This window comes from Ruegeria sp. HKCCD8929, assembly GCF_013031405.1.
Classification (GTDB): domain Bacteria; phylum Pseudomonadota; class Alphaproteobacteria; order Rhodobacterales; family Rhodobacteraceae; genus Ruegeria.
Genome location: NZ_WPZY01000031.1, coordinates 1 through 18,273, shown reverse-complemented (window position 1 = coordinate 18,273; position 18,273 = coordinate 1). Strand labels below are relative to the sequence as shown.

The window sequence follows — 18,273 nt, the reverse complement described above, 5'->3', positions numbered from 1 at the left end:
AATGCAGATCACCGCGCCCCGAATCCTGCGGATCGTCGCCCTTGGGTTGGGTGGGTTGGCCATCCTTGCCGCCATGATCGAGCTGAGCCGCAATGTCCTTCCCGACAAGGCCCGGCCAGTCTTCTCGGACGACCCGCTCCGCGCCACACTTGCCCGCTGCCGTGACACTGCCGCCGAGGATTATGCGTCCGACGCGGCATGCCGCGCCGCCTGGGCAGAGGTCCGGCGCCACTTCCTCCAATTGCCATCCGATCCGGATGGGACGGAGTGAGCTCATGGGCGGCGTCAGTGTCATCGACCGTTTTCTCGAGGTCTTCGCCACCTACATCGAGTCCGGCTTTGGTCTGCTCGGCGGCGATGTCGCGTTTCTCGCCACCACGCTGATTGTCATCGACATCACGCTGGCCGCCCTGTTCTGGGCTTGGGGCGCCGATGACGACATCATCGCGCGCCTCATCAAGAAGACCCTGTTTGTGGGCGTCTTTGCCTATATTATCGGCAACTGGAACGCGCTGGCCCGCATCGTCTTCGACAGTTTTGCCGGGCTTGGCCTGATCGCTTCGGGCGGGTCGCTGTCATCAGGTGAGCTGCTGCAACCGGGCCGCATCGCCCAGGTGGGGCTGGAAGCGGGACAGCCGATCCTGGCCTCCATTGCCGATCTGACCGGCTTTGTCGCGTTTTTCGAGAACATCATCCAGATCGGCATCCTGTTCTTTGCCTGGCTGGTGCTGCTGCTGTCTTTCTTCATCCTTGCCATCCAGCTGTTTGTCACCCTCATCGAGTTCAAGCTCGCCACGCTGGCCGGCTTCATCCTTGTGCCCTTCGGCCTCTTCAACAAGACCGCTTTCATGGCCGAACGGGTTTTGGGCCTGGTGATCTCCTCCGGCATCAAGGTGCTGGTCCTTGCGGTGATCGTCGGCATCGGCTCCACCATCTTTGATGAGTTCACCACCGGCTTTACGGGTGAGCCGACCATCGAAGATGCCATGGCGGTGGTGCTCGGCGCGCTGTCGCTTCTTGCGCTTGGCATCTTTGGCCCCGGCATTGCCAATGGCATTGTTGCCGGTGGACCCCAGCTTGGCGCGGGAAGTGCCGTCGGCGCGGGCGTGGCAGCAGGCGGTGTTGTGCTGGGCGGCGCGGCAGCCGGACGCATGGCCCTGGGTGCAACAGGCGCTGCGGCCCGTGGTTCCGCTGCCGTTGCGGGCGGCGCACGTACCGCCTACCAGCTTGGGGCCGGTTCCCGCACGACGATGGCCGGCAAGGCTGCAGGCGGTATCATCTCCGTTGGTCGCGCCGGGGCCATGACGGCAATGAGCCCGCTGCGCCGGCGCCTATCCGAAAGCGCCCGATCCGGATCCCGGGCCGCTTATGCCGCCACCGGCGGCGCGTTTGCGGGTGCACATCCTCCCGCCCCTGCCAATGACGGCCCGCCCGCCTGGGCGCGGCGGATGAAGCAGCAGCAATCCCTGCGTCACGGCATCAGCACCGCGGCCCATGTGATCCGCTCCGGCGATCACGGCGGCAGCGGCACAACCATCCACCTGTTCGGGAGGTCGTCCTGATGTTCCGACGCCCCAGCGTGCGATACGCAACAACCCCGGAACCGGTCACGCCATATCAGAAGGCCGCGCAGGTCTGGGATGACCGCATCGGCGCGGCCCGCGTGCAGGCCCGCAACTGGCGGCTGATGGCCTTTGGCTGCCTGATACTTGCGGCCGGCCTCGGCGTGGCACTGATCTGGCATTCGACCCGCGGCAGCGTGGTGCCTTACGTGGTCGAGGTCGACGCTCTTGGCGCCGCGCAAGCCGTGGCGCCTGCCATGGCCGACTACAGCCCAAGCGATCCGCAGATCGCCTGGCATCTCGCCCGCTTCATCGAGAATGTCCGCCAGGTCCCCGCCGACCCGATCGTGCTGCGCAAGAACTGGCTGCGCGCTTATGACTTCGCCACCGACCGCGGCGCCCTCGCGTTGAACGATCACGCCCGGATCAACGACCCCTTTGCCCGAGTCGGCGACAGCCAGGTCTCGGTGGAGGTCTCCAGCGTCATCCGCGCCTCCGGGGAGAGTTTCCGCGTCGCCTGGACCGAGCGCCGCTACGAGACCGGCCAACTGGCCGCCACCGAACGCTGGACCGCGATCCTGACCGTGACGATCCAGCCGCCGCGCGATGCCGAGCAGCTGCGCGCCAACCCGCTCGGGATCTTTGTCCATGCCATCAACTGGTCGAAGGAGAGCGCCTTGTGAGACAGCCCATCCACTCAATCCCCGTGTTTCTTATCGCAGCCACCACGCTCATCGCCTGTACCCACCCGCGCCCGCCCGGGATCGCTTATGACGATGAGGTCCCGGCGCTGGCACCACCGCCGTCGCCCCCTGTCGAAGAGACCTCCCGCCCGCCGCACATACCCCCCGCCTGGACCCCCTCACGCGGCGGCAATCCGAAGGCTTCAACACCAAAGGCCCGCATCCTCGCTGCGAATGCCGCGGCCCGGATCGAGCCGCGCCGCGCGGGCTATTTCAACGCCCTGCAGATCTTTCCCTGGAGCGAAGGCGCGCTGTATCAGATCTATGCGACGCCCGGAAAGATCACCAATATCGCGCTGGAGCCCGGCGAACGTCTGACCGGGCCCGGACCCCTCGCCGCGGGCGACACTGCCCGCTGGATCATCGGCGACACGACCAGCGGTGCCGGACGCACGACCCGCGTTCACATCCTGATCAAACCCACGCGCCCCGACATCACCACCAACCTGGTGGTGAACACCCACCGGCGGACCTACCATCTCGAACTCCGCGCCAGCGACGAGACCTGGATGCCCGCCATTGCCTGGGCCTATCCGGAGAGAACTACGACACTCCCGACACCGATCGTTCGCCGCCCGGCCCTTCCACCACTGGCGCAACGCCATTATCGCTACACCCTGAAGGGCAAGTACCCGCCCTGGCGGCCCAAGTCCGTCTTCGACGATGGCCGCCGCGTCTATGTGGTCTTCCCGCCGGGGATTGCTCAGGGCGAGATACCACCGCTCTTTGTCATCACCCCGGAGGGGAAAGCTCAGATCGTCAACACCCGCATCCGCGGCAATGTCCTGATTGTCGACCACCTCTTTGGCGCGGCCGAACTCCGGCTTGGCGCGCGCAGGCAGCAGGTGGTTCGGATTGTCCGCACGGATGGTGCTCAGCGCAAACGCGCAGCGCCTCACGCCGGAGAGGAAGATGACCGATGACCCGTCCGGGTGACGATCCGCACACCGAGGCCGAACGCCCGCGAACGGAACAGGAGATTGCGCGAGATTTGCGCCTGCGTCCCGATCCGCCGCGGGTCATGCGCCTGTCGCGCCGGGCCATCACAGGTGCTGCCATCCTGGTTGGGCTGGGTCTTGGCGCGATCCTCATCGTCGCGCTGCAGGACAACCGCAGGGCGGAGACCACCACCGAGCTCTTCTCGACCGACCATATCCAGACCGCCGACGGATTGTCGCAACTGCCGCGGGACTATGGCGACATTCCCCGTCTCGGTCCGCCATTGCCCGGCGAGCTGGGTCGTCCGATCCTCAGCGCCCGGGAGCGTGGTTTGCCGGTCCCCGCGCCGCCTGTCTCCGGCCCCGCCCTGCCCGCGGCCGATCCGGAAGAACAGCGGCGATTGCAGGAAATCGAAGCCGCGCGTGTCAGCGCGCTTTTTGCCGAGGCCCAGACCACGCCGCGCGATGGAGCCGCATTGCCCGCGCCCGGCGCACTCCAAAACAGGCCGTCGTTTCCGGCGCAGGAGACAGGTCGGCGCGCGTCCGATGCTGCCGCCAGCCAGGAAGCCTTCCTCAATCGCGCCGCGGATACAGAGACCGTCAGCGCCGCAAGACTGACCGCCCCGCCAAGCCCCTACATCCTTCAAGCTGGCACCGTGATCCCGGCCGCCCTGATCACTGGTCTCCGGTCCGACCTCCCCGGCCGGATCACGGCACAGGTTACATCAAATGTCTATGACAGCCCGTCGGGGCGCTACCTACTGATCCCGCAAGGCGCGCGCCTCCTTGGCGACTATGACAGCCGCATCGCGGTCGGCCAGAACCGCCTCCTGCTGGTCTGGACTCGTCTCATCCTGCCCGATGGCCGCTCGATCCTCCTCGCGCGGGAGCCCGGCACCGATGGCGCGGGAACCGCCGGGCTGCGCGATCGGGTCAATCATCGCTGGGGCCGTGTCTTCCTCGCGGCGGGTCTTGCGACACTCCTGAACCTCGGTCTCGAAAGTGGCGCCGAAAACGAAGATGACGTTGCCGGCGCAATCCGGGACGCCGCCCGGGATACGATCGGCCGCACCGGGGACGAAATTGTCCGTCAACAAATCGCCCTGCCCCCAACCCTGACCGTCCGTCCGGGCTTCCCCGTCCGTGTCATGGTCACCCGCGATCTGATCCTCGAACCGCTGGGAGAAGTGCAATGACCAGGCTGAAGCTCGGCCCCATCCCCGACGACAAACCCGTGAAGCTCACCGTCGAGCTGCCCGCTGGCTTGCACCGGGATCTCATCGCTTATGCCGAAATCCTGGGTCAGCAGACTGGTCAAGACCTGAAGCCCGCCCGGCTCGTCGCTCCGATGCTGGCGCGGTTCATGGCAACCGATCGCGGCTTTGCCAAGGCGCGGCGAGGCCCAAACGCACCGCCAGGACGCAAAGAGCCATGAGCGTGTGGCAAGCGCGTCACAATGTTCACAGGCGGCCAAACCGTGGGAACCGTCAACAATGTCCAAGCAAAGGAAATCAATCTCCACAAGTCAAGCACCCCAACGAGCACAAACACCACCGCGGAATCTCGAGCGGCTAAGGACGGCTCACCACAAGCACGACGGCGATGCCGTTGAGGATGAATTGGAGGAGCTCTTACTGAAGTTGAACGCCCTACCCACTTGGCAGGAAAGGAGTGATGTGATGGCACAGCTGATCGCGGTGGACGCGGAGGCCCTCCTCGTTCTCGTACTGGAACTCCGCGCACTAAAGGACGAGGTTCGCGCCGCACGTATCCAACCGGACCCCAAATGGCTCACAATCAACGACTACGCCGAACATGTGGACCGGTCGGTGGCAACCGTGAACCGCTGGATTTCCGCGGGCAAGGTTGAATGCAAAACCTTTGGACAAACCAGAATGGTGCGGCTCTAATCCAGAAGCCGCGCCAGATCTTCTGCGCTTTCGTTGTAGTAGACCTTGATCAACATGTTCAAATCCGTGTGGCCGACCATTCGCGCCAACGGCAATACATCTAGTTTCCTGGCCAAATCAGTGATGGCCTTGTGGCGGCTGTCGTGAAATGTCAGGTCCTCGATCATCGCCTTGTCCCGTGATTTCCGGAACAACACATCAAGCTGACGACTCGACAGTCCAAACACCGGCTCCAGTTCCGGCAGTGCTTTCAAAAGCCGAATGGCCTCGGAAGACAAAGGCACAGACCGGGGGCGTCCGTTTTTGGTGTGAACCAGACGCGCGACCCGTTTGTCCAAATCAACCCGGTCCCAGACGAGCCCGGCAATCTCCCCAGCCCGCATGCCCGTCTGCATGGCAAACAGAAACGCATGGAATGCCCGAGCCGTCGCCTTGTTCAGATCCTCACCGGCGCAATGTCTCAAACGCTCGATTTCGTCAGCCGTCGGCAATCTGTCCCTTGGCGGCGGTTTTTTCGGCTTGCTGACATCGATGAGGGGGTTCTGTGCCACCAAACCCCATTCCCTTCGAGCGGTGTTCATGACCGACGACATCAACTGCATTTCGCGAATGACACTTGCCGGGGCAACGTCCCTCAGCCTGCGGTCCCGCCAATCGGCAAAGTCCCTGGCCACCAAGTCTTCAAGCTGGATGTCGGCAATCTTGTCGCGGCCCAGCTTTTCAAGCCGGATTGTCTCCCATCGGGCGCCGCGTTTCCTGGGTGAGACTTCCCGAGCGTACCGGTCGAACACTTCACCCAAGCGGAGCTTGGCCGCGATCCGTTCGCCGTTCAGTACCTCAAATTCAACGCGCGCAGCCCAGTCTTTCGCGGCCTGGCGAGTCGGCCACACCTTGGATTTTCGCACCCCCTTGCGTGCAATCTCGGCCCTGTATCCCGATTTGAGCTTTCGTATCGTCGCCATGGATTACGCACCGTGCGTAAATTATGCGTAATAAAATGCGTGAAACTACGCTTACAGTCAACGAAGCAAGAAAGGCAGGAAGCAAAATTCTCTTAAATTGCGCGAACTTAAGCCTATCGTTGTGCATTTCACAGAAGAACTTGGTGCGGTCGAGATGCATCTCCTGCATTTCTCACCGCGTCCCATACAAGAACATTTCCCTTTTTTTCTTATAGTTACCTCGTTTCACTTGACCAAAGGTTCACATAGTGTGACTCTTCTTCGCATGCACGAAGGGGGACCAAAAGGGGGACCGCGAAGTTCGACGCGGAGGTTGATCGCATGAACTACAACGCTCTCAGTGAACTGAAAGCCAGGTCGCTCGGCGCTGGCAAGCACTCCGATGGTCAAGGCCTTTGGCTTGTCAAACGGAACAAGACCTGCGGGAAGTGGGTGCTGCGTCTGACCGTGAGTGGCCGACGCCGCGAAATGGGTCTGGGACCATGGCCAGATGTGGCGATAGCCGATGCTAGGCGCCGCGCACGAGAGGCACGTCAGACGCTACGCGATGGCGAAGACCCAATCGTCCAGAGAGTGAAAGCTCGATCAACTCGCAACCATCTCACCTTAGAGCAAGCGATTGCTGGCTGCTTCGAAGCCCGTAAAGCTGAATTGAAACGCAATGGTGATGCAGGGCGTTGGATGTCGCCGCTTAAGACACACATCATTCCTCGTCTTGGGAAGATCCCAATAGAAGAGATCGACCAGCACCTCCTCCGAGAAACCTTGGAGCCGCTATGGCATAAGAAGCCAAATGCTGCCCAAAAGGCGCTCCAGCGGGTAAATCTGACGTTGAACTTTGCCGCCGCACTTGGCCTCGAAGTCGACCTCCAGGCTGCCACAAAGACCCGTGCCCTGCTTGGGAAGCAGCGTCACATAGTGCAACACATTCCCTCGATGCCCTACACAGAAGCCCCCGCCTTTTATCAGCGGCTAAGAACGAAATCCGGCGTGGGTCCTCTGGCACTGCGTTTCTTGATGTTGACTGTCGCCCGGACTAGCGAAGTACGCTTTGCGGAGTTTACCGAATTCCAGGAAGGTGTCTGGCATCTCGGGCCACAACGCACGAAGAGCGGCAGGTCACACCGCATCCCTCTCAGCGAAGAAGCTATAGGGATTGTCGAAACGGTACGAACAGAGAAACGCGGACCCTACTTGTTCACGTCCTACCGAGGTAAACCCATGTCTGATATGGCGATGTCCGTCTTCATGAAGCGTGAGGGTCACATTGCCAGACCTCATGGCTTTCGCGCGACCTTCAGAACTTGGGCAGAAGAACAAACGGACACGCCTTACGAGGTGAAAGAAAGCGCCTTGGGACACCAGGTGGACAGTGATGTTGTTCGAACTTATCAACGCTCCGATCGTTTGAAGAAACGTCAAATGCTCATGGTCGCTTGGGCGGGCTTTCTCTGTTCTGAGCGATAGCCACTTGGGCACCGAGGATCTTCAAACCTCAGATCAGTGGATTGCAGGTTCGAACCCTACGCGAATCAAAATTTTTTAAATTAGAAACAATACGTTGCAACGAGCGATGTTGTCACTCGGTTGCTCGCTGAACTTGTAAAAAGCAATACTGAAGCAACGCGCCGAGAACTCAAAGCGGTTTTTGGGTGGTGCGGAGAAGCAATACGCTGATTCCAGTTAGCGGTTGTTTGGCGCTCTTTTTTTTAACGGACCAATCGCAATTCCGAGTCAAAGGTCCCCGCTTTGGAACCGCTGTTCATCGACTTTCCGATGAGTGACCGCTGGTCCCAGGCCAGTTGGCGGGAACGGTCGGAACAATTCGGTAGCGCGCCCGACGTCCAGGGATCGGTCGCAGCCAAAGTGGACTCGACCTGCACCGCCATGCACGCTCCGCGGCTTTCCCAATGACGGTCGGAGGTGGACCATCTCTACATCGTACAACTGTGGTTGTTTTGGTTGCGACAAAGAATACTGCTTGAGTTATCAGTCGGCCTCCACCATCCAGATTGCAGGGTGTTTTAGGCCGTTCGGGAGTTTGGTTTCCTCATCCCCTAGCGCGGAATTGATTGACGCTTGGGTGAGATTTTTCGCACAATCCAAATTTGCGGAATGCAGCCGAGTAAATTGAATGTGCACCCGACTACATTCCGCTCCACACAGGTTCGACCTCCGGAGATCTGCCCCGCGCAGGTTTGCCCCGATCAGGCCTGCTTCGCGCAGGCTCGCTCCACGCAGGTTCGCCCAGCGTAGGTTCGCCCCGCACAGGTTCGCCCCGCGCAGGTTCGCGCCGATCAGGCCCGCCTCGCGTAGGTTCGTCTCGCTCAAGTTCGCCACGCTCAAGTTCGCTCCGTGCAGGCCCGCCCATCGCAGGTCCGCGCCGATCAGATCCGCCGCACGCAGGTTCGCCCCACGCAGGTCCGCTCCGATCAAGCCCGCTTCGCTCAGGTCCGCCCCGCGCAGGTCCGCCTCGCTAAGGTTCGCCCCACGCAGGTCCGCGCCGATCAGATCCGCCGCACGCAGGTTCGCCCCACGCAGGTCAGCCCCACGCAGGTCCGCCCCGATCAGATCCGCCTCGCTCAAGTTCGCCTCGCGCAGGGTTGCCCCGATCAGGCCCGCTTCGCACAGGTTCACTCCGCGCAGGTCCGCCCCGACCAGATCCGCCCCGCTCAGATTGATGCGCGTAAGAGCCAATCGAACGGCGAAGTTCGGCGTAAAAATCAACCTACACACGAGAGCGATAGCAGTTTCAGGAGATATACTTGTATTGATATTGACGGTCGGGCTAAGAGCCCTATCGCTGTTTTTCTGTTCCAGCGGAATAACAGAGGCTGATGCACATGCCACAGCGAGTAGAGCACTTTCAGCACAACGTTGGTACGTTTCAAGATTTCGCCAATTCAAACTTGGGAATGCTTTCGGCACCGGCAACCCATATTCAATGACCCAGTCCAACATTTTGGTCAATCCATCTTTGACCTTTGCGGCGCGCGGATGTGCTAACCTGCGGCGAACCTCATCATACAGAAAGCGAATAATGTAGGGAGTCAATTCCGCCCCGGCAACGAGTTTGGTCCAGGACTCAGCCTCTTGCGCAGGTTTGTAACCTTCGGCCAGTTTGTCGGCTAGCTTGCAAGTATGAGAAAGCAGGCCTCGTGCTGCAAGAAATTCGCCAAGGCTTTTATGTATGAACTCAAAGCCGTCGTCATCACCATTGCCACCGGGACGCGTATGGATATTAAGAGCGATGGATTTCAAGGATGCGGAACCGATTTTTTGAAAGTGCTTTTCTCTTTGGAGGTGCAGTTTTCGAACGGTTCGAAACTCCTCTTCGCTCCCCGTCCGGCCGTTGCCGCGCCAAGCTGCCAGGCCAAGCACGTCCATCAAATCAAAGAAGTCGTTACGCGTGATGTTATGCGTCGCAAAATGCCCTTTGCCACAGTTTCTTTCATAGATCTTTTCAAGGATGTCCTCGTAAACCAAATTGCGATTATCTGCTGCCCGTTCCCAATCTGTCCCACAGTACTTTGATATGATCAGCAGATGTAAAAGCAAGGGCTCCAAGTTCAGGGCCGACATACTTGCATGGGTTACGGGCTCTGGAATACTGTCAGGGTCCAGTCCCTTGGCTTGCGCCCATTGCTTCCAATAGGTTTCACGCTGGTCTTTCTGCATTAGACCATCTGGATCGAAAAGATCCTGCTCACCGTTCGGGCGGTTTGCGTCGAGCCCGCATGTCTCGCGCGTCACCGGCGCGATTGGCGCAACGTTCAACAATGTAGGCAAAGGCAAACCTGCGGCTTCCATAGCTTGTTCGCAGGCGATATTGCGTCCAAGAACAAGCGCACGCACAGGCGGGCCGTCCGCGTTCAGCGGTTGGAGCATGCGCATCAAGGACAGCAGGAATTCGTTTGCGTATTTTTCCGCGTCCCCTGAATTTGCCGTCAACTCATCCAGCCCATCAAAGATCAACAGCAAAGGGGTGACATCATCTTTTCGCCACTCCAGAGGACTTTGCGGTAAACCGGGGTTTCCCTTTTGAGCCACAAGTGTGTTGTATTTGTGAAAGTAGGCAGCGATGTCCCGATCCAGTTGGCCAGTCAGGTGGGTATGCTGTAACCTGATCAATGCGACCCTGTGTTTGTTCGTGTCTTGCATAAGTTCGTGTGCAAAGGCCCGGGCAAAAGATGATTTGCCGCAGCCAGGACCGCCTGCAACAACGCGGAGAGGAGCTGTGCCCGCACTTCCTTTGAGCCACTCATGCAAGGTCTCATGCAAATTTGAAACGTGGGCCGTGCGTCTGATCCCTTGCCTTTCGCTTTCATCCGTTTCGATTGAGATTTCTTCGTTCCAGAAACAGCGCAAGCGCAGATAGACAGTGGCAAGCGGTACGGTCTCGTCGGTACCAGGTGAAAAGACGGGTTCATCGGTAAACTGCGCCGAGACCCAGAAGTTGTGCCGCGCCCAATCCGCCTCGCGTCGGGCAAGCTCACCCCCAACGCCAACAAGTGCATCTTCGAGTGGCTTAAAATAGGCGGGGTTTTCGCAAATCACCCTGTTGGATGCGGCCTGCAATGCGCGGTCAAAACGCGTTTTTAATGTATCCAGATCAAGATTTTGGCCAGTCGTAGAGGTCAGCAACAGATCAGGAAGTGCGTCTCTCGCGGGTTCAAAGACCGATGACCAGGATGGTACTCTGAGTGTTGACTTGTCAAGTTGGGCATCGCCAAATTGTGTTGCCGCGTCGAGGAACACCTCAACTGATTTCTCGTTATTCGCGGATAAGGGGGCAAGGCGACGCGACTGGGCCAAGATTTCACCGCTGGCATACGTCAGTGTCCGCGCGGCCCAGTTCCAAGCTCGATTTGACGGCGTGTCAGTTTCACTTCCTACAAGTTCTGTCAACGCATCGTTTAACTGTAGAACAATGTTATGAATATTGGGGCCTACAGGGGGCGTAGCCTCAATCGCGGCCAGAATGCCGCGCATCACTGGACGCATCCAATCCCGATTAATCTGCGGTTTTTCAAAGGATATGGTCATCCAATTTTCCCTAAAATGCCCTTGTGCCACGTTAATGTAAGTTCATTTATGTCGCGTTTAAAAGGGCCGGTCGGCTTGTGCTCGGGTCAGCCATACATTACGATGCGCTTGAACTCCAGCTATGGGCCGACTGTACAGGGCGATCATGCGGCGTCTGCTCGATTTTGCAAAGTCGGTTTCCTTTTGATTGTGTTGAAAAAGTCCGATGGATCGATAAACAGATTGTTTCTCTGCACGGGCCTCCGGAGAGAGTTCACATATCCATAGCGGCAAAACCGGTCACGAGCGGAGCAGAGACTGCGAGTTCAAATCAAATACGTCGACCATCTAGATCAGCAGTTTTCCACCTACTTGGCAGAGCCAATGCTTCGGACCAATTTATTAAACTGCCCCTGAAATCTGTTTGCCACTTCTTTTCTTACTATTATCCATCAATACCTTGATTTCGCACGTACCCAAGAGTACGTAAAATGCCCAAAGTGGCACACAAAAACAATGACTGACGCAGATTGAAAAAGGCTGAGCTCTGAAAAGCCACCCCTCACCATGGCTGCACAAATATCCGAGATCAATATTGTCGTATGAATTTTAATCCACATTATCATCCTCCTTTTAACTCATGGCGGAGGAACTATGGTGAAACCATCCAGCTTAAAACAGCCCAATGACAACCCAACGGATGGTCAGGCGCAGACAGGTCTAGGTTGTCCACTTAGAGTCCACTTTCTGTACATGACTCGCATCGAACTTCTTTTTAAAGTACTCTGAACTTCACGCCGGTAAAAAAGTATGGTAGCGATGATACGTTGATTTTGGAAATAAATATACCGACCGCCAACATGCAGGCGACTGGAGAGAAAGCATGCGTCCACCACACCAAGATAAATTTGATGAAGAATACTGGAAGCATATCCGCCAAGATCCCGAATTTGGAACATTGCTGAAACAGTACTTCAGTGGCCGAAGACGCGAGCAAGCACCGACGCAAACACGATTTGTTGACTTATCGAATTCCGGTGAGCTGTCCACCCTGAATGGCGAAGTGATAAAAATTGGCGAAAAGGACATTCAAAGACTCGAACAGGGTCGTTTGCAGGAGATTTCATTTGAACGCTTCTCACTCCTAATTCGCACAATAGGATTAAAACCTTCACAAGTTTTAGCGACACTTGGGTACACTCCTCGTAACAACGTTTACGCGAAGGGGACTTATGAAACCCTTGGGACAGGATCCTCTAGGCAGCAACCCGTCACACACTCGTTTTCCCAAATGGGTGAGGCATTCATTCTTGCCTTGGGTGCCACCGGTAGCGTTCGAAGAGTCCGTACAATGCCTAACCCAGACCCCTTCCGTTTGAGACTTCTCAATTGGCAGACCTTTGGAGAAGGCATAGAGTTGCTTGCCCATCAAATCCGAAACGTTGGATATCATGTAACTGTAGATGCTTGCATTGGCATTAATGATGCCGGGCTCGCAATGGCGACGTTTCTAAACTACTCAGTTCTAAAAAGAGTACATCTAGGTCACGTTCGGTGCGGCATGTACCGAGGAAGGCTCCAGATTGACAGAGAGCATTCCATATTTCCCAACATCAAGCGAAACCCGGCAATAATGCTCTGCGATTTTGAGATAAAGCACGCAGAGGTTCTTCCCAAAATTGTAAAAGAGCTGCGAGAGAGATATAATGACCCTTCCATATACTTTTCTGTATTTGGAGCAATGACAGAATGTGAAGACCTGCGCATTAAGTCCCTCTCAGAACTTGCGTCTGCATCATTTTTGCCTCAAATTCGTTTGGAAGAGGTGTTTATCGCCTGTACGATGCACCCACCTGGAATTGAGCCCCCGCTGGATCTGAAATAGGTGTGTTAAAAAATGGAAAAATATTTCCCTACTATCGTAAATAGCGTCTGCGAGCTCGTGGAAAATATAATTCAAAAGTACTCGAAGAGACTAATCCATCTCGCAATGGACCAGGATAGATCGGAGATGTTCAATAGAAGACACAGTGACAACTTTTTGTCGGCTATTGATATTGAGTTGCATGAGGTGTATCGAAGAGAGATCGCCAAAATTATCCCCGAGTGTATTTATGCATCTGAAGAAGGCGACGCAGAATATCTTACCGAAAATCGATCAGGCTCCCCAGAATTCATAGCGATAATTGACCCACTCGATACTAGCGAGCTCGCTGTGCGTGGGTTAAATGGGTACACGCAAGTGGCGGTGTATTCGATACAACAAAAGCGGCCAATCGTGGCAGTTGTTGGTGACATGTTTCATGAAATTCGCCTTTATTGCGGCGCAATCACGAACGACGGTCGCGAAGTTGCATTTGCGAGAACAAGGAGTGGCGCGGTTCACGAGCTAAAGTGCAAAAGAGACGTTGCGATCAACCAGGCAATTTTGACAAGTTACTTTATGCGGCCCAAGGAGCGATTTAACGTGGTTGCATTGGAGAATGATCTACTCAATGCTTTGGCAGAGGAAAACGCAGACGGACAAAGACGTGGGCGCATAGGGATCGACTTTGGTTCTGCTGGCTTATGTCACGTTGCATCGGGAGGAACAGACGCATTTATTGAAATCGCCAAAGGCTTTTGGTTGTGGGACCTGTATCCTGGACATTTCATCCTTGAGGCATCAGGAGGGACGGTGGTAGATCTCGCTGGCAACAAGCTGTCATTGTCGCTACCGTCCAGTCTCGAAGGCATGCGATGCGCAATGAGAAAAAGGCAGAAATTTGTTTCGGCATCTAGCGAAGTATTGGCGAAATCAATCGCTTCTAAGCTGAACTGATTGTTAGGTACTGAAGGTTGACGGAAGCGATATTAACTGGAGCGCAGGCCATTGTTTCGATCTCCGTGCGCTTTGGAGCAACATATGCCTTTGCTTACCCAGGCACGTCAGAATTAGCGTTGTGCGGAGAGTATGATACTGCGGACGGGATCAATCTGATAAATGGACGGGGGGACCGCGAGAGCGCATTCATGGCGGCAGGTGCTTCTTGGAATATCCCCAATCACGCAGTTTCGGTGCTACATGCTGCTCGAGGTTTGACCAATGCTGCAGGTGCAATTGGGTGTGCGAACAGAAATGAAATAGGTGGCGTCCATATTGTCGGCTTGCCTTCAACACATTCAGTTCGATTTTTGCCTCCGCACGGCGAACCTAATTTACTTAGTGCTATGGGTCACTTTTCACGTTCATATTTTGAATTGCCTGGCCCACCCAATGTGGACGATGCAGAATTCGTTAACAAATCCGCATCTGCATTTAGATGCGCGGAAGAGAACCCAAAGGGCCCGGTGTTGCTGGGGTTGCCTCAGGATGTTTCCGAGTTAAGGTGGATTTCGGAAAAAGCTATTCAAGAGGGGCTCAAATTTGAGAGCTGTGGACCGCGAAGAAAGACTCAGTCCTTCCAGCTAGCTGAAAAAATGCTTGCGGTCGCTGAGAACATTCTCATCATTGTAGATGACTTTGCCTTGAGATTGGAGGATTTTGAGTTAGTTCTTGCGGAGTTTGCGCAGCGGGCAGACGCTCAAGTTCTTCAGGTGAAATATCAACGTGGTCCAATGTTGTTCCAAAGGATAAGCCTTGACCGTGTACCCTCCTTCATTGGTTACTTGGACACGAGAGAGCAGCGTTCGATATTGAACAAATGCGACCTCCTAATAACAATTGAGGATCGCAACATGTATCCTCGAGTCGTCGGTTCGTTACCCGAGTGTAGAAAGATAGCAATTACATCGAATGCAAGAATGACACGAAAGAATGAATATCTCAACGAGCATGATGTATTGATTGAGGGTTCAGTTGTTGAGGTATTGGCGTCTCTTTCAAATAGGTTACCCCAAGATCGGCAGGTAAGCCACATTTCGCCAGTTCAACTTAAGAAGTCTGGTAGCTCAAGGCAGGCTGCAGTTGTTGGTTGTCTTGGAGATTTTTTGGGGACCGTACGTTCACCGACCGTCATCGATGATAGTCAAATGTTTGGAGGGCTTGTTAGAGAACATTACGACCTTTTGCCAAGGGGTGTTCAGGTAATTGGTGATCATAGTGGTTTTGTGGGAGGCGGAATAGCATTCTCCTGCGGTTTTTCGTTGGCGAACCCGGGTCGGAGTGTAATTTGCTTGTTGGGAGATCAGGCATTTGTCAATGGGATTCAAGGACTTATCTCCTGCAAGGAAGAAAATGTACGTATCGTCTTTATAGTTTGCGACAACGGTCGAAGTGTATCGCTCGCAAAGCAGCTGGATTCGCTGGAACAGCCTGCTGGCCGACACACCTACCTAGAGAACCCTACATCGTTTTCCTGTGTTGATGCAGCTGAAGGCCTCGGGATTAGGACTTGGTCGGTGCACTACACACAAACTACTGAGTTCACGCGTGCACTTTACGCAGCATTCCAAGCGAAAGGACCTACACTAGTTCATCTCAAGATTGACGCTGGAAGCGATTTTTGGTCAGGGATTTGGGAGACAAGCGGATTGGATGAATAGTTTCCCGTAGCCACCAATCGCCCACACACTTGCTGCACAATCTCTAGATGTCATTGGATGCGTTCGCCTTCTATCGTTCGCTATATCTGACGAAGTTGGATATCGAGATACAGGCAGGTGATCAAGATTCGCCATTTAGGTGTCATGTCAATATGATAACTGATGTAGAAATTGAAGTTATTGTGGTGCTTTTGGCCTCGTAGGTTCGAGTACTTCGGTTTGAACCACGAATCTAATAACAGTCCTATTGTCATCCGCCCTTTGAGTTCGAATCCCATATAGGTTTTTATTTTAGAGGAGGTGCTATTACGCAAACTCGATCTGCTCTTCTTCGAATAACCCGCAGCCAATCATTTCTTTTTGGAAATCCTTTGGGATAGGTGTGAAGAGCAGGATGCACAAGTTTTCTTGAGTGCGTGGAAAACTGACGTATGCGAGCCTTCTTGACCCCTGAGTGTTTGGTGTTCTTAGGTTGCTAATTCTGGGCCCTCATTCGTAAGCGCTGTTTTGACCTCACCTTCTTAATGGTTTCCTGATCTGCGAGTCTGTTGCCGAGAGTGGTTTGGCAATGGAGGTGGGATTGGGAGGATATATAGAGCACCATATGGAGGAGATTTGCCGGATGGAGGTCATGGTTGGCCTGTCCGGCAAGCGGCGGTGGTCGGATGAATACAAGGGCCAGGTTGTCGCGGAAACGCCTGTGCCGGGCGTGACGGTCACCGAAGTTGCGCGGCGGCTTGATCTGAGGCCCAATCATCTATCGTCATGGCGGCGGTTGGCAAAGGAAGGCAAGCTGCTGGTGCCTGATCTGGCGGGGGCGGAGTTTGCGCCGGTGGTGATTGAGCCGATTGATCCCGAACCATGGGCCGCCGTGGTGTCTCAAGTTGAGATCACCTGCGGGGACATCGTTGTCCGTCTGGATGCGGCGACAGCCACGAAAACAGGAGTTGGGACGGCGAAGGGGGTCATGGACCAATCCGGTTCGTTATGAACCATCGAGGATATCCGGGTGAGGAGGAGGATTTCGATCCGGCGTTTGTGCTGGAGGTCTGAACGCCATGAGCAGACTTTGGCCGTCACGCAACTCCAACCTCAGAAATCTTATTCGAAGAGCTAAGAAAGCAAAAATCTGAAATTATGAGCGTCGGCGTCAGTACCTTTTATGATCTCATATTCCATGCCAGATGCGTCAGCCATCTGCTCAGCATACTCACGTTTGGCCTGCACAATCGGATCGTCGATCATGTTGTCGCCTTTCACCTCAACGATCACGTAAGAGCCGTCGTCTTTTTCGAACAAGAAATCAGGATAGTAGCTTCGGACAATTCTTGATTCCGGATCCACATACTGGATGAAAAACTCAGACTGGCCATGGGTAAGCATCCCGGTAAAGTACAGTTTTTTGACGGCTCCTTCCCGGATCAAATCCAAAAAGAGGGTCTGCTCTGGCCGCGAGTCAAAGGCATATGTATCCAGGTGGAACGATTTCGAGGAAACAAGCCCATCTTCGACATCGTCATCTCTCACCACCAGCTTTGGATCAGCCATTACGGAGTATGAGCCATTCTCCGGCAATCGCACGAGTTCGACATCATGCTCTTCTGTGATCTCGTGTTGCTCCAATTCATACAAGAGCCCAAAGAGACGCGGGATCACCACGTCGTAGAGCAATTCGTTGTACTCGTTGATCGCGTCGAGGATGTTTTGGATGCCTTCACCGGTGGACTGAAGGATCGCTTCGATTTCCAACGGGCTTCGCCCCAAATACCGCGCGACTTCGGAAACAAGCATGGTTCCGTCAGAGACTGTGATGCCAGGTGAGACAGTATTCGGCTGACGCGCACACCTTCATTTGCGATCCAGTTGATCATGTCATCGCCTTGAGCGCGATTCCAAGGTTGACCAATGCGGTTCATGACCCTGCCGTTTATGATCTCAGGAACTCCAGCGTGATGCAGGACTACAACCTCCCAAACGTTGTTATAGCAGGGCGAACCCGAAGACCCCGGTTCTGTATCCGTTGTGTAATGAAGAAAATCGGGTAGTCGATCCACTACCAGATTGTTGGTTGAAGCGTACTTCTTGGGTCCGCCATTGGGATGTTGAATAATTGATATCGGATGCCCGATCAGGATTTTTCCGGTTTCGCCAATGAGCTTCTGGTGGCCCCATCTCGACAGGGAAGTGCCGTCGAGACTTGTCGATTTAACGGCCACAATCGCGTAATCGAGATCCTTGTCGGAGACAAAGAACCGTGCGGCATCGAACTCAAATGTCTCGCCGGTGTTCAAAGCACCCTGTTTGCGTTCGTAGCCAAATTGTGCACCGCAATTCTGTGTATCTGATGCGTTCTCGAAAACATGATGATTGGTCATCATCAACCCAGGCGCAATAAGGAAACCAGTTCCAAAGCCGCGATGAGTGCCGTCAACTCCCAATTGGCAAACACGGCAGACGGCTCTCCCGGCATGTTCCTCGGCAACCGATCCCGGCAGGTCCCTGAAATCCACAGCTCCAATAATTCGCTCTTGGGCAAGTTCCAAATCTCGGGAGCTAAAGCATCCCGCCGAAAACTTGAATCGGGGGATTCCCAAATGGTTGTCAGTGTG

16 protein-coding genes are annotated in these 18,273 nt (G+C 55.4%); 12 read left to right on the top strand and 4 right to left on the bottom strand.

Going from position 1 to position 18,273, the window contains the following annotated elements:
- Position 1 precedes the first annotated feature (1 nt).
- The 7 genes from trbK-alt (at position 2) to GOX53_RS24200 (ending at position 5,153) form a co-directional block, all read left to right on the top strand.
- Positions 2–271 (top strand): putative entry exclusion protein TrbK-alt, encoded by a 270-nt coding sequence (trbK-alt, locus tag GOX53_RS24230; protein WP_171181022.1) that lies wholly within the window; start codon positions 2–4, stop codon positions 269–271.
- A 4-nt stretch (positions 272–275) separates the two neighbouring features.
- Positions 276–1,562: a P-type conjugative transfer protein TrbL gene (gene trbL / locus GOX53_RS24225; RefSeq protein ID WP_171181020.1), complete on the top strand. Its 1,287-nt coding sequence runs from the start codon at positions 276–278 to the stop codon at positions 1,560–1,562.
- Positions 1,562–2,245, top strand: a complete 684-nt coding sequence (gene trbF / locus GOX53_RS24220) for a conjugal transfer protein TrbF (RefSeq protein WP_171181018.1) — start codon at positions 1,562–1,564, stop codon at positions 2,243–2,245. Before trbL ends, trbF begins: the two co-directional genes overlap by 1 nt.
- On the top strand, positions 2,242–3,228 hold the full coding sequence (gene trbG / locus GOX53_RS24215) for a P-type conjugative transfer protein TrbG (protein WP_171181016.1): 987 nt from the start codon (positions 2,242–2,244) through the stop codon (positions 3,226–3,228). The genes trbF and trbG overlap by 4 nt, the downstream gene beginning before the upstream one ends.
- On the top strand, positions 3,225–4,439 hold the full coding sequence (locus tag GOX53_RS24210; protein WP_254446743.1) for a TrbI/VirB10 family protein: 1,215 nt from the start codon (positions 3,225–3,227) through the stop codon (positions 4,437–4,439). Before trbG ends, GOX53_RS24210 begins: the two co-directional genes overlap by 4 nt.
- Positions 4,436–4,678 (top strand): DUF2274 domain-containing protein, encoded by a 243-nt coding sequence (locus GOX53_RS24205; protein WP_171181014.1) that lies wholly within the window; start codon positions 4,436–4,438, stop codon positions 4,676–4,678. Before GOX53_RS24210 ends, GOX53_RS24205 begins: the two co-directional genes overlap by 4 nt.
- Before the next feature lie 244 nt (positions 4,679–4,922).
- Positions 4,923–5,153, top strand: coding sequence for a hypothetical protein (locus GOX53_RS24200; protein ID WP_171181012.1), 231 nt, complete (start codon positions 4,923–4,925; stop codon positions 5,151–5,153).
- Here GOX53_RS24200 and GOX53_RS24195 read toward each other — a convergent pair.
- Positions 5,150–6,115, bottom strand: coding sequence for a tyrosine-type recombinase/integrase (locus GOX53_RS24195; RefSeq protein WP_171181010.1), 966 nt, complete (start codon positions 6,113–6,115; stop codon positions 5,150–5,152). The two genes, GOX53_RS24200 and GOX53_RS24195, sit on opposite strands and share 4 nt — an antisense overlap.
- A 321-nt stretch (positions 6,116–6,436) precedes the next feature.
- Here GOX53_RS24195 and GOX53_RS24190 point away from each other — a divergent pair, with 321 nt between their 5' ends.
- Positions 6,437–7,582 (top strand): site-specific integrase, encoded by a 1,146-nt coding sequence (locus GOX53_RS24190; RefSeq protein ID WP_171181008.1) that lies wholly within the window; start codon positions 6,437–6,439, stop codon positions 7,580–7,582.
- A 522-nt stretch (positions 7,583–8,104) separates the two neighbouring features.
- On the opposite strand, the gene GOX53_RS24185 is transcribed toward GOX53_RS24190, so the two are convergent.
- Positions 8,105–11,161 (bottom strand): pentapeptide repeat-containing protein, encoded by a 3,057-nt coding sequence (locus GOX53_RS24185; protein WP_171181006.1) that lies wholly within the window; start codon positions 11,159–11,161, stop codon positions 8,105–8,107.
- Between the two features lie 862 nt (positions 11,162–12,023).
- On the opposite strand from GOX53_RS24185, the gene GOX53_RS24180 reads away from it, so the two are divergent.
- The 4 genes from GOX53_RS24180 to GOX53_RS24165 all read left to right on the top strand — a co-directional run bounded on the left by GOX53_RS24180 (position 12,024) and on the right by GOX53_RS24165 (position 16,655).
- Positions 12,024–13,025, top strand: coding sequence for a hypothetical protein (locus GOX53_RS24180; protein WP_171181001.1), 1,002 nt, complete (start codon positions 12,024–12,026; stop codon positions 13,023–13,025).
- A 12-nt stretch (positions 13,026–13,037) separates the two neighbouring features.
- Entirely contained in the window at positions 13,038–13,961 is a 924-nt protein-coding gene (locus GOX53_RS24175) for an inositol monophosphatase (protein WP_371810426.1), read from the top strand.
- A gap of 17 nt (positions 13,962–13,978) precedes the next feature.
- A complete protein-coding gene (locus GOX53_RS24170) occupies positions 13,979–15,664 on the top strand; it encodes a thiamine pyrophosphate-dependent enzyme (RefSeq protein WP_171180999.1) in 1,686 nt (561 codons plus the stop codon).
- 622 nt (positions 15,665–16,286) lie between these two features.
- Positions 16,287–16,655: a transposase gene (locus GOX53_RS24165; protein ID WP_171180998.1), complete on the top strand. Its 369-nt coding sequence runs from the start codon at positions 16,287–16,289 to the stop codon at positions 16,653–16,655.
- A 122-nt stretch (positions 16,656–16,777) separates the two neighbouring features.
- Here GOX53_RS24165 and GOX53_RS24160 read toward each other — a convergent pair whose 3' ends face one another.
- Both GOX53_RS24160 and GOX53_RS29505 read right to left on the bottom strand, forming a co-directional pair.
- A complete protein-coding gene (locus GOX53_RS24160; protein WP_217351908.1) occupies positions 16,778–17,413 on the bottom strand; it encodes a TnsA endonuclease N-terminal domain-containing protein in 636 nt (211 codons plus the stop codon).
- A partial coding sequence (locus tag GOX53_RS29505) for a serine protease (protein ID WP_217351907.1) occupies positions 17,317–18,273 on the bottom strand: 957 nt, incomplete at its 5' end. The genes GOX53_RS29505 and GOX53_RS24160, both read right to left, overlap by 97 nt.

Bases quoted from the DNA above. Each gene is read 5' to 3' on its own strand.
- trbK-alt (WP_171181022.1), top strand. From the start codon at position 2: ATGCAGATCACCGCGCCCCGAATCCTGCGGATCGTCGCCCTTGGGTTG.
- trbL (WP_171181020.1), top strand. From the start codon at position 276: ATGGGCGGCGTCAGTGTCATCGACCGTTTTCTCGAGGTCTTCGCCACC.
- trbF (WP_171181018.1), top strand. From the start codon at position 1,562: ATGTTCCGACGCCCCAGCGTGCGATACGCAACAACCCCGGAACCGGTC.
- GOX53_RS24210 (WP_254446743.1), top strand. From the start codon at position 3,225: ATGACCCGTCCGGGTGACGATCCGCACACCGAGGCCGAACGCCCGCGA.
- GOX53_RS24205 (WP_171181014.1), top strand. From the start codon at position 4,436: ATGACCAGGCTGAAGCTCGGCCCCATCCCCGACGACAAACCCGTGAAG.
- GOX53_RS24200 (WP_171181012.1), top strand. From the start codon at position 4,923: ATGGCACAGCTGATCGCGGTGGACGCGGAGGCCCTCCTCGTTCTCGTA.
- GOX53_RS24195 (WP_171181010.1), bottom strand. From the start codon at position 6,115: ATGGCGACGATACGAAAGCTCAAATCGGGATACAGGGCCGAGATTGCA.
- GOX53_RS24190 (WP_171181008.1), top strand. From the start codon at position 6,437: ATGAACTACAACGCTCTCAGTGAACTGAAAGCCAGGTCGCTCGGCGCT.
- GOX53_RS24185 (WP_171181006.1), bottom strand. From the start codon at position 11,161: ATGACCATATCCTTTGAAAAACCGCAGATTAATCGGGATTGGATGCGT.
- GOX53_RS24180 (WP_171181001.1), top strand. From the start codon at position 12,024: ATGCGTCCACCACACCAAGATAAATTTGATGAAGAATACTGGAAGCAT.
- GOX53_RS24175 (WP_371810426.1), top strand. From the start codon at position 13,038: ATGGAAAAATATTTCCCTACTATCGTAAATAGCGTCTGCGAGCTCGTG.
- GOX53_RS24165 (WP_171180998.1), top strand. From the start codon at position 16,287: ATGGAGGTCATGGTTGGCCTGTCCGGCAAGCGGCGGTGGTCGGATGAA.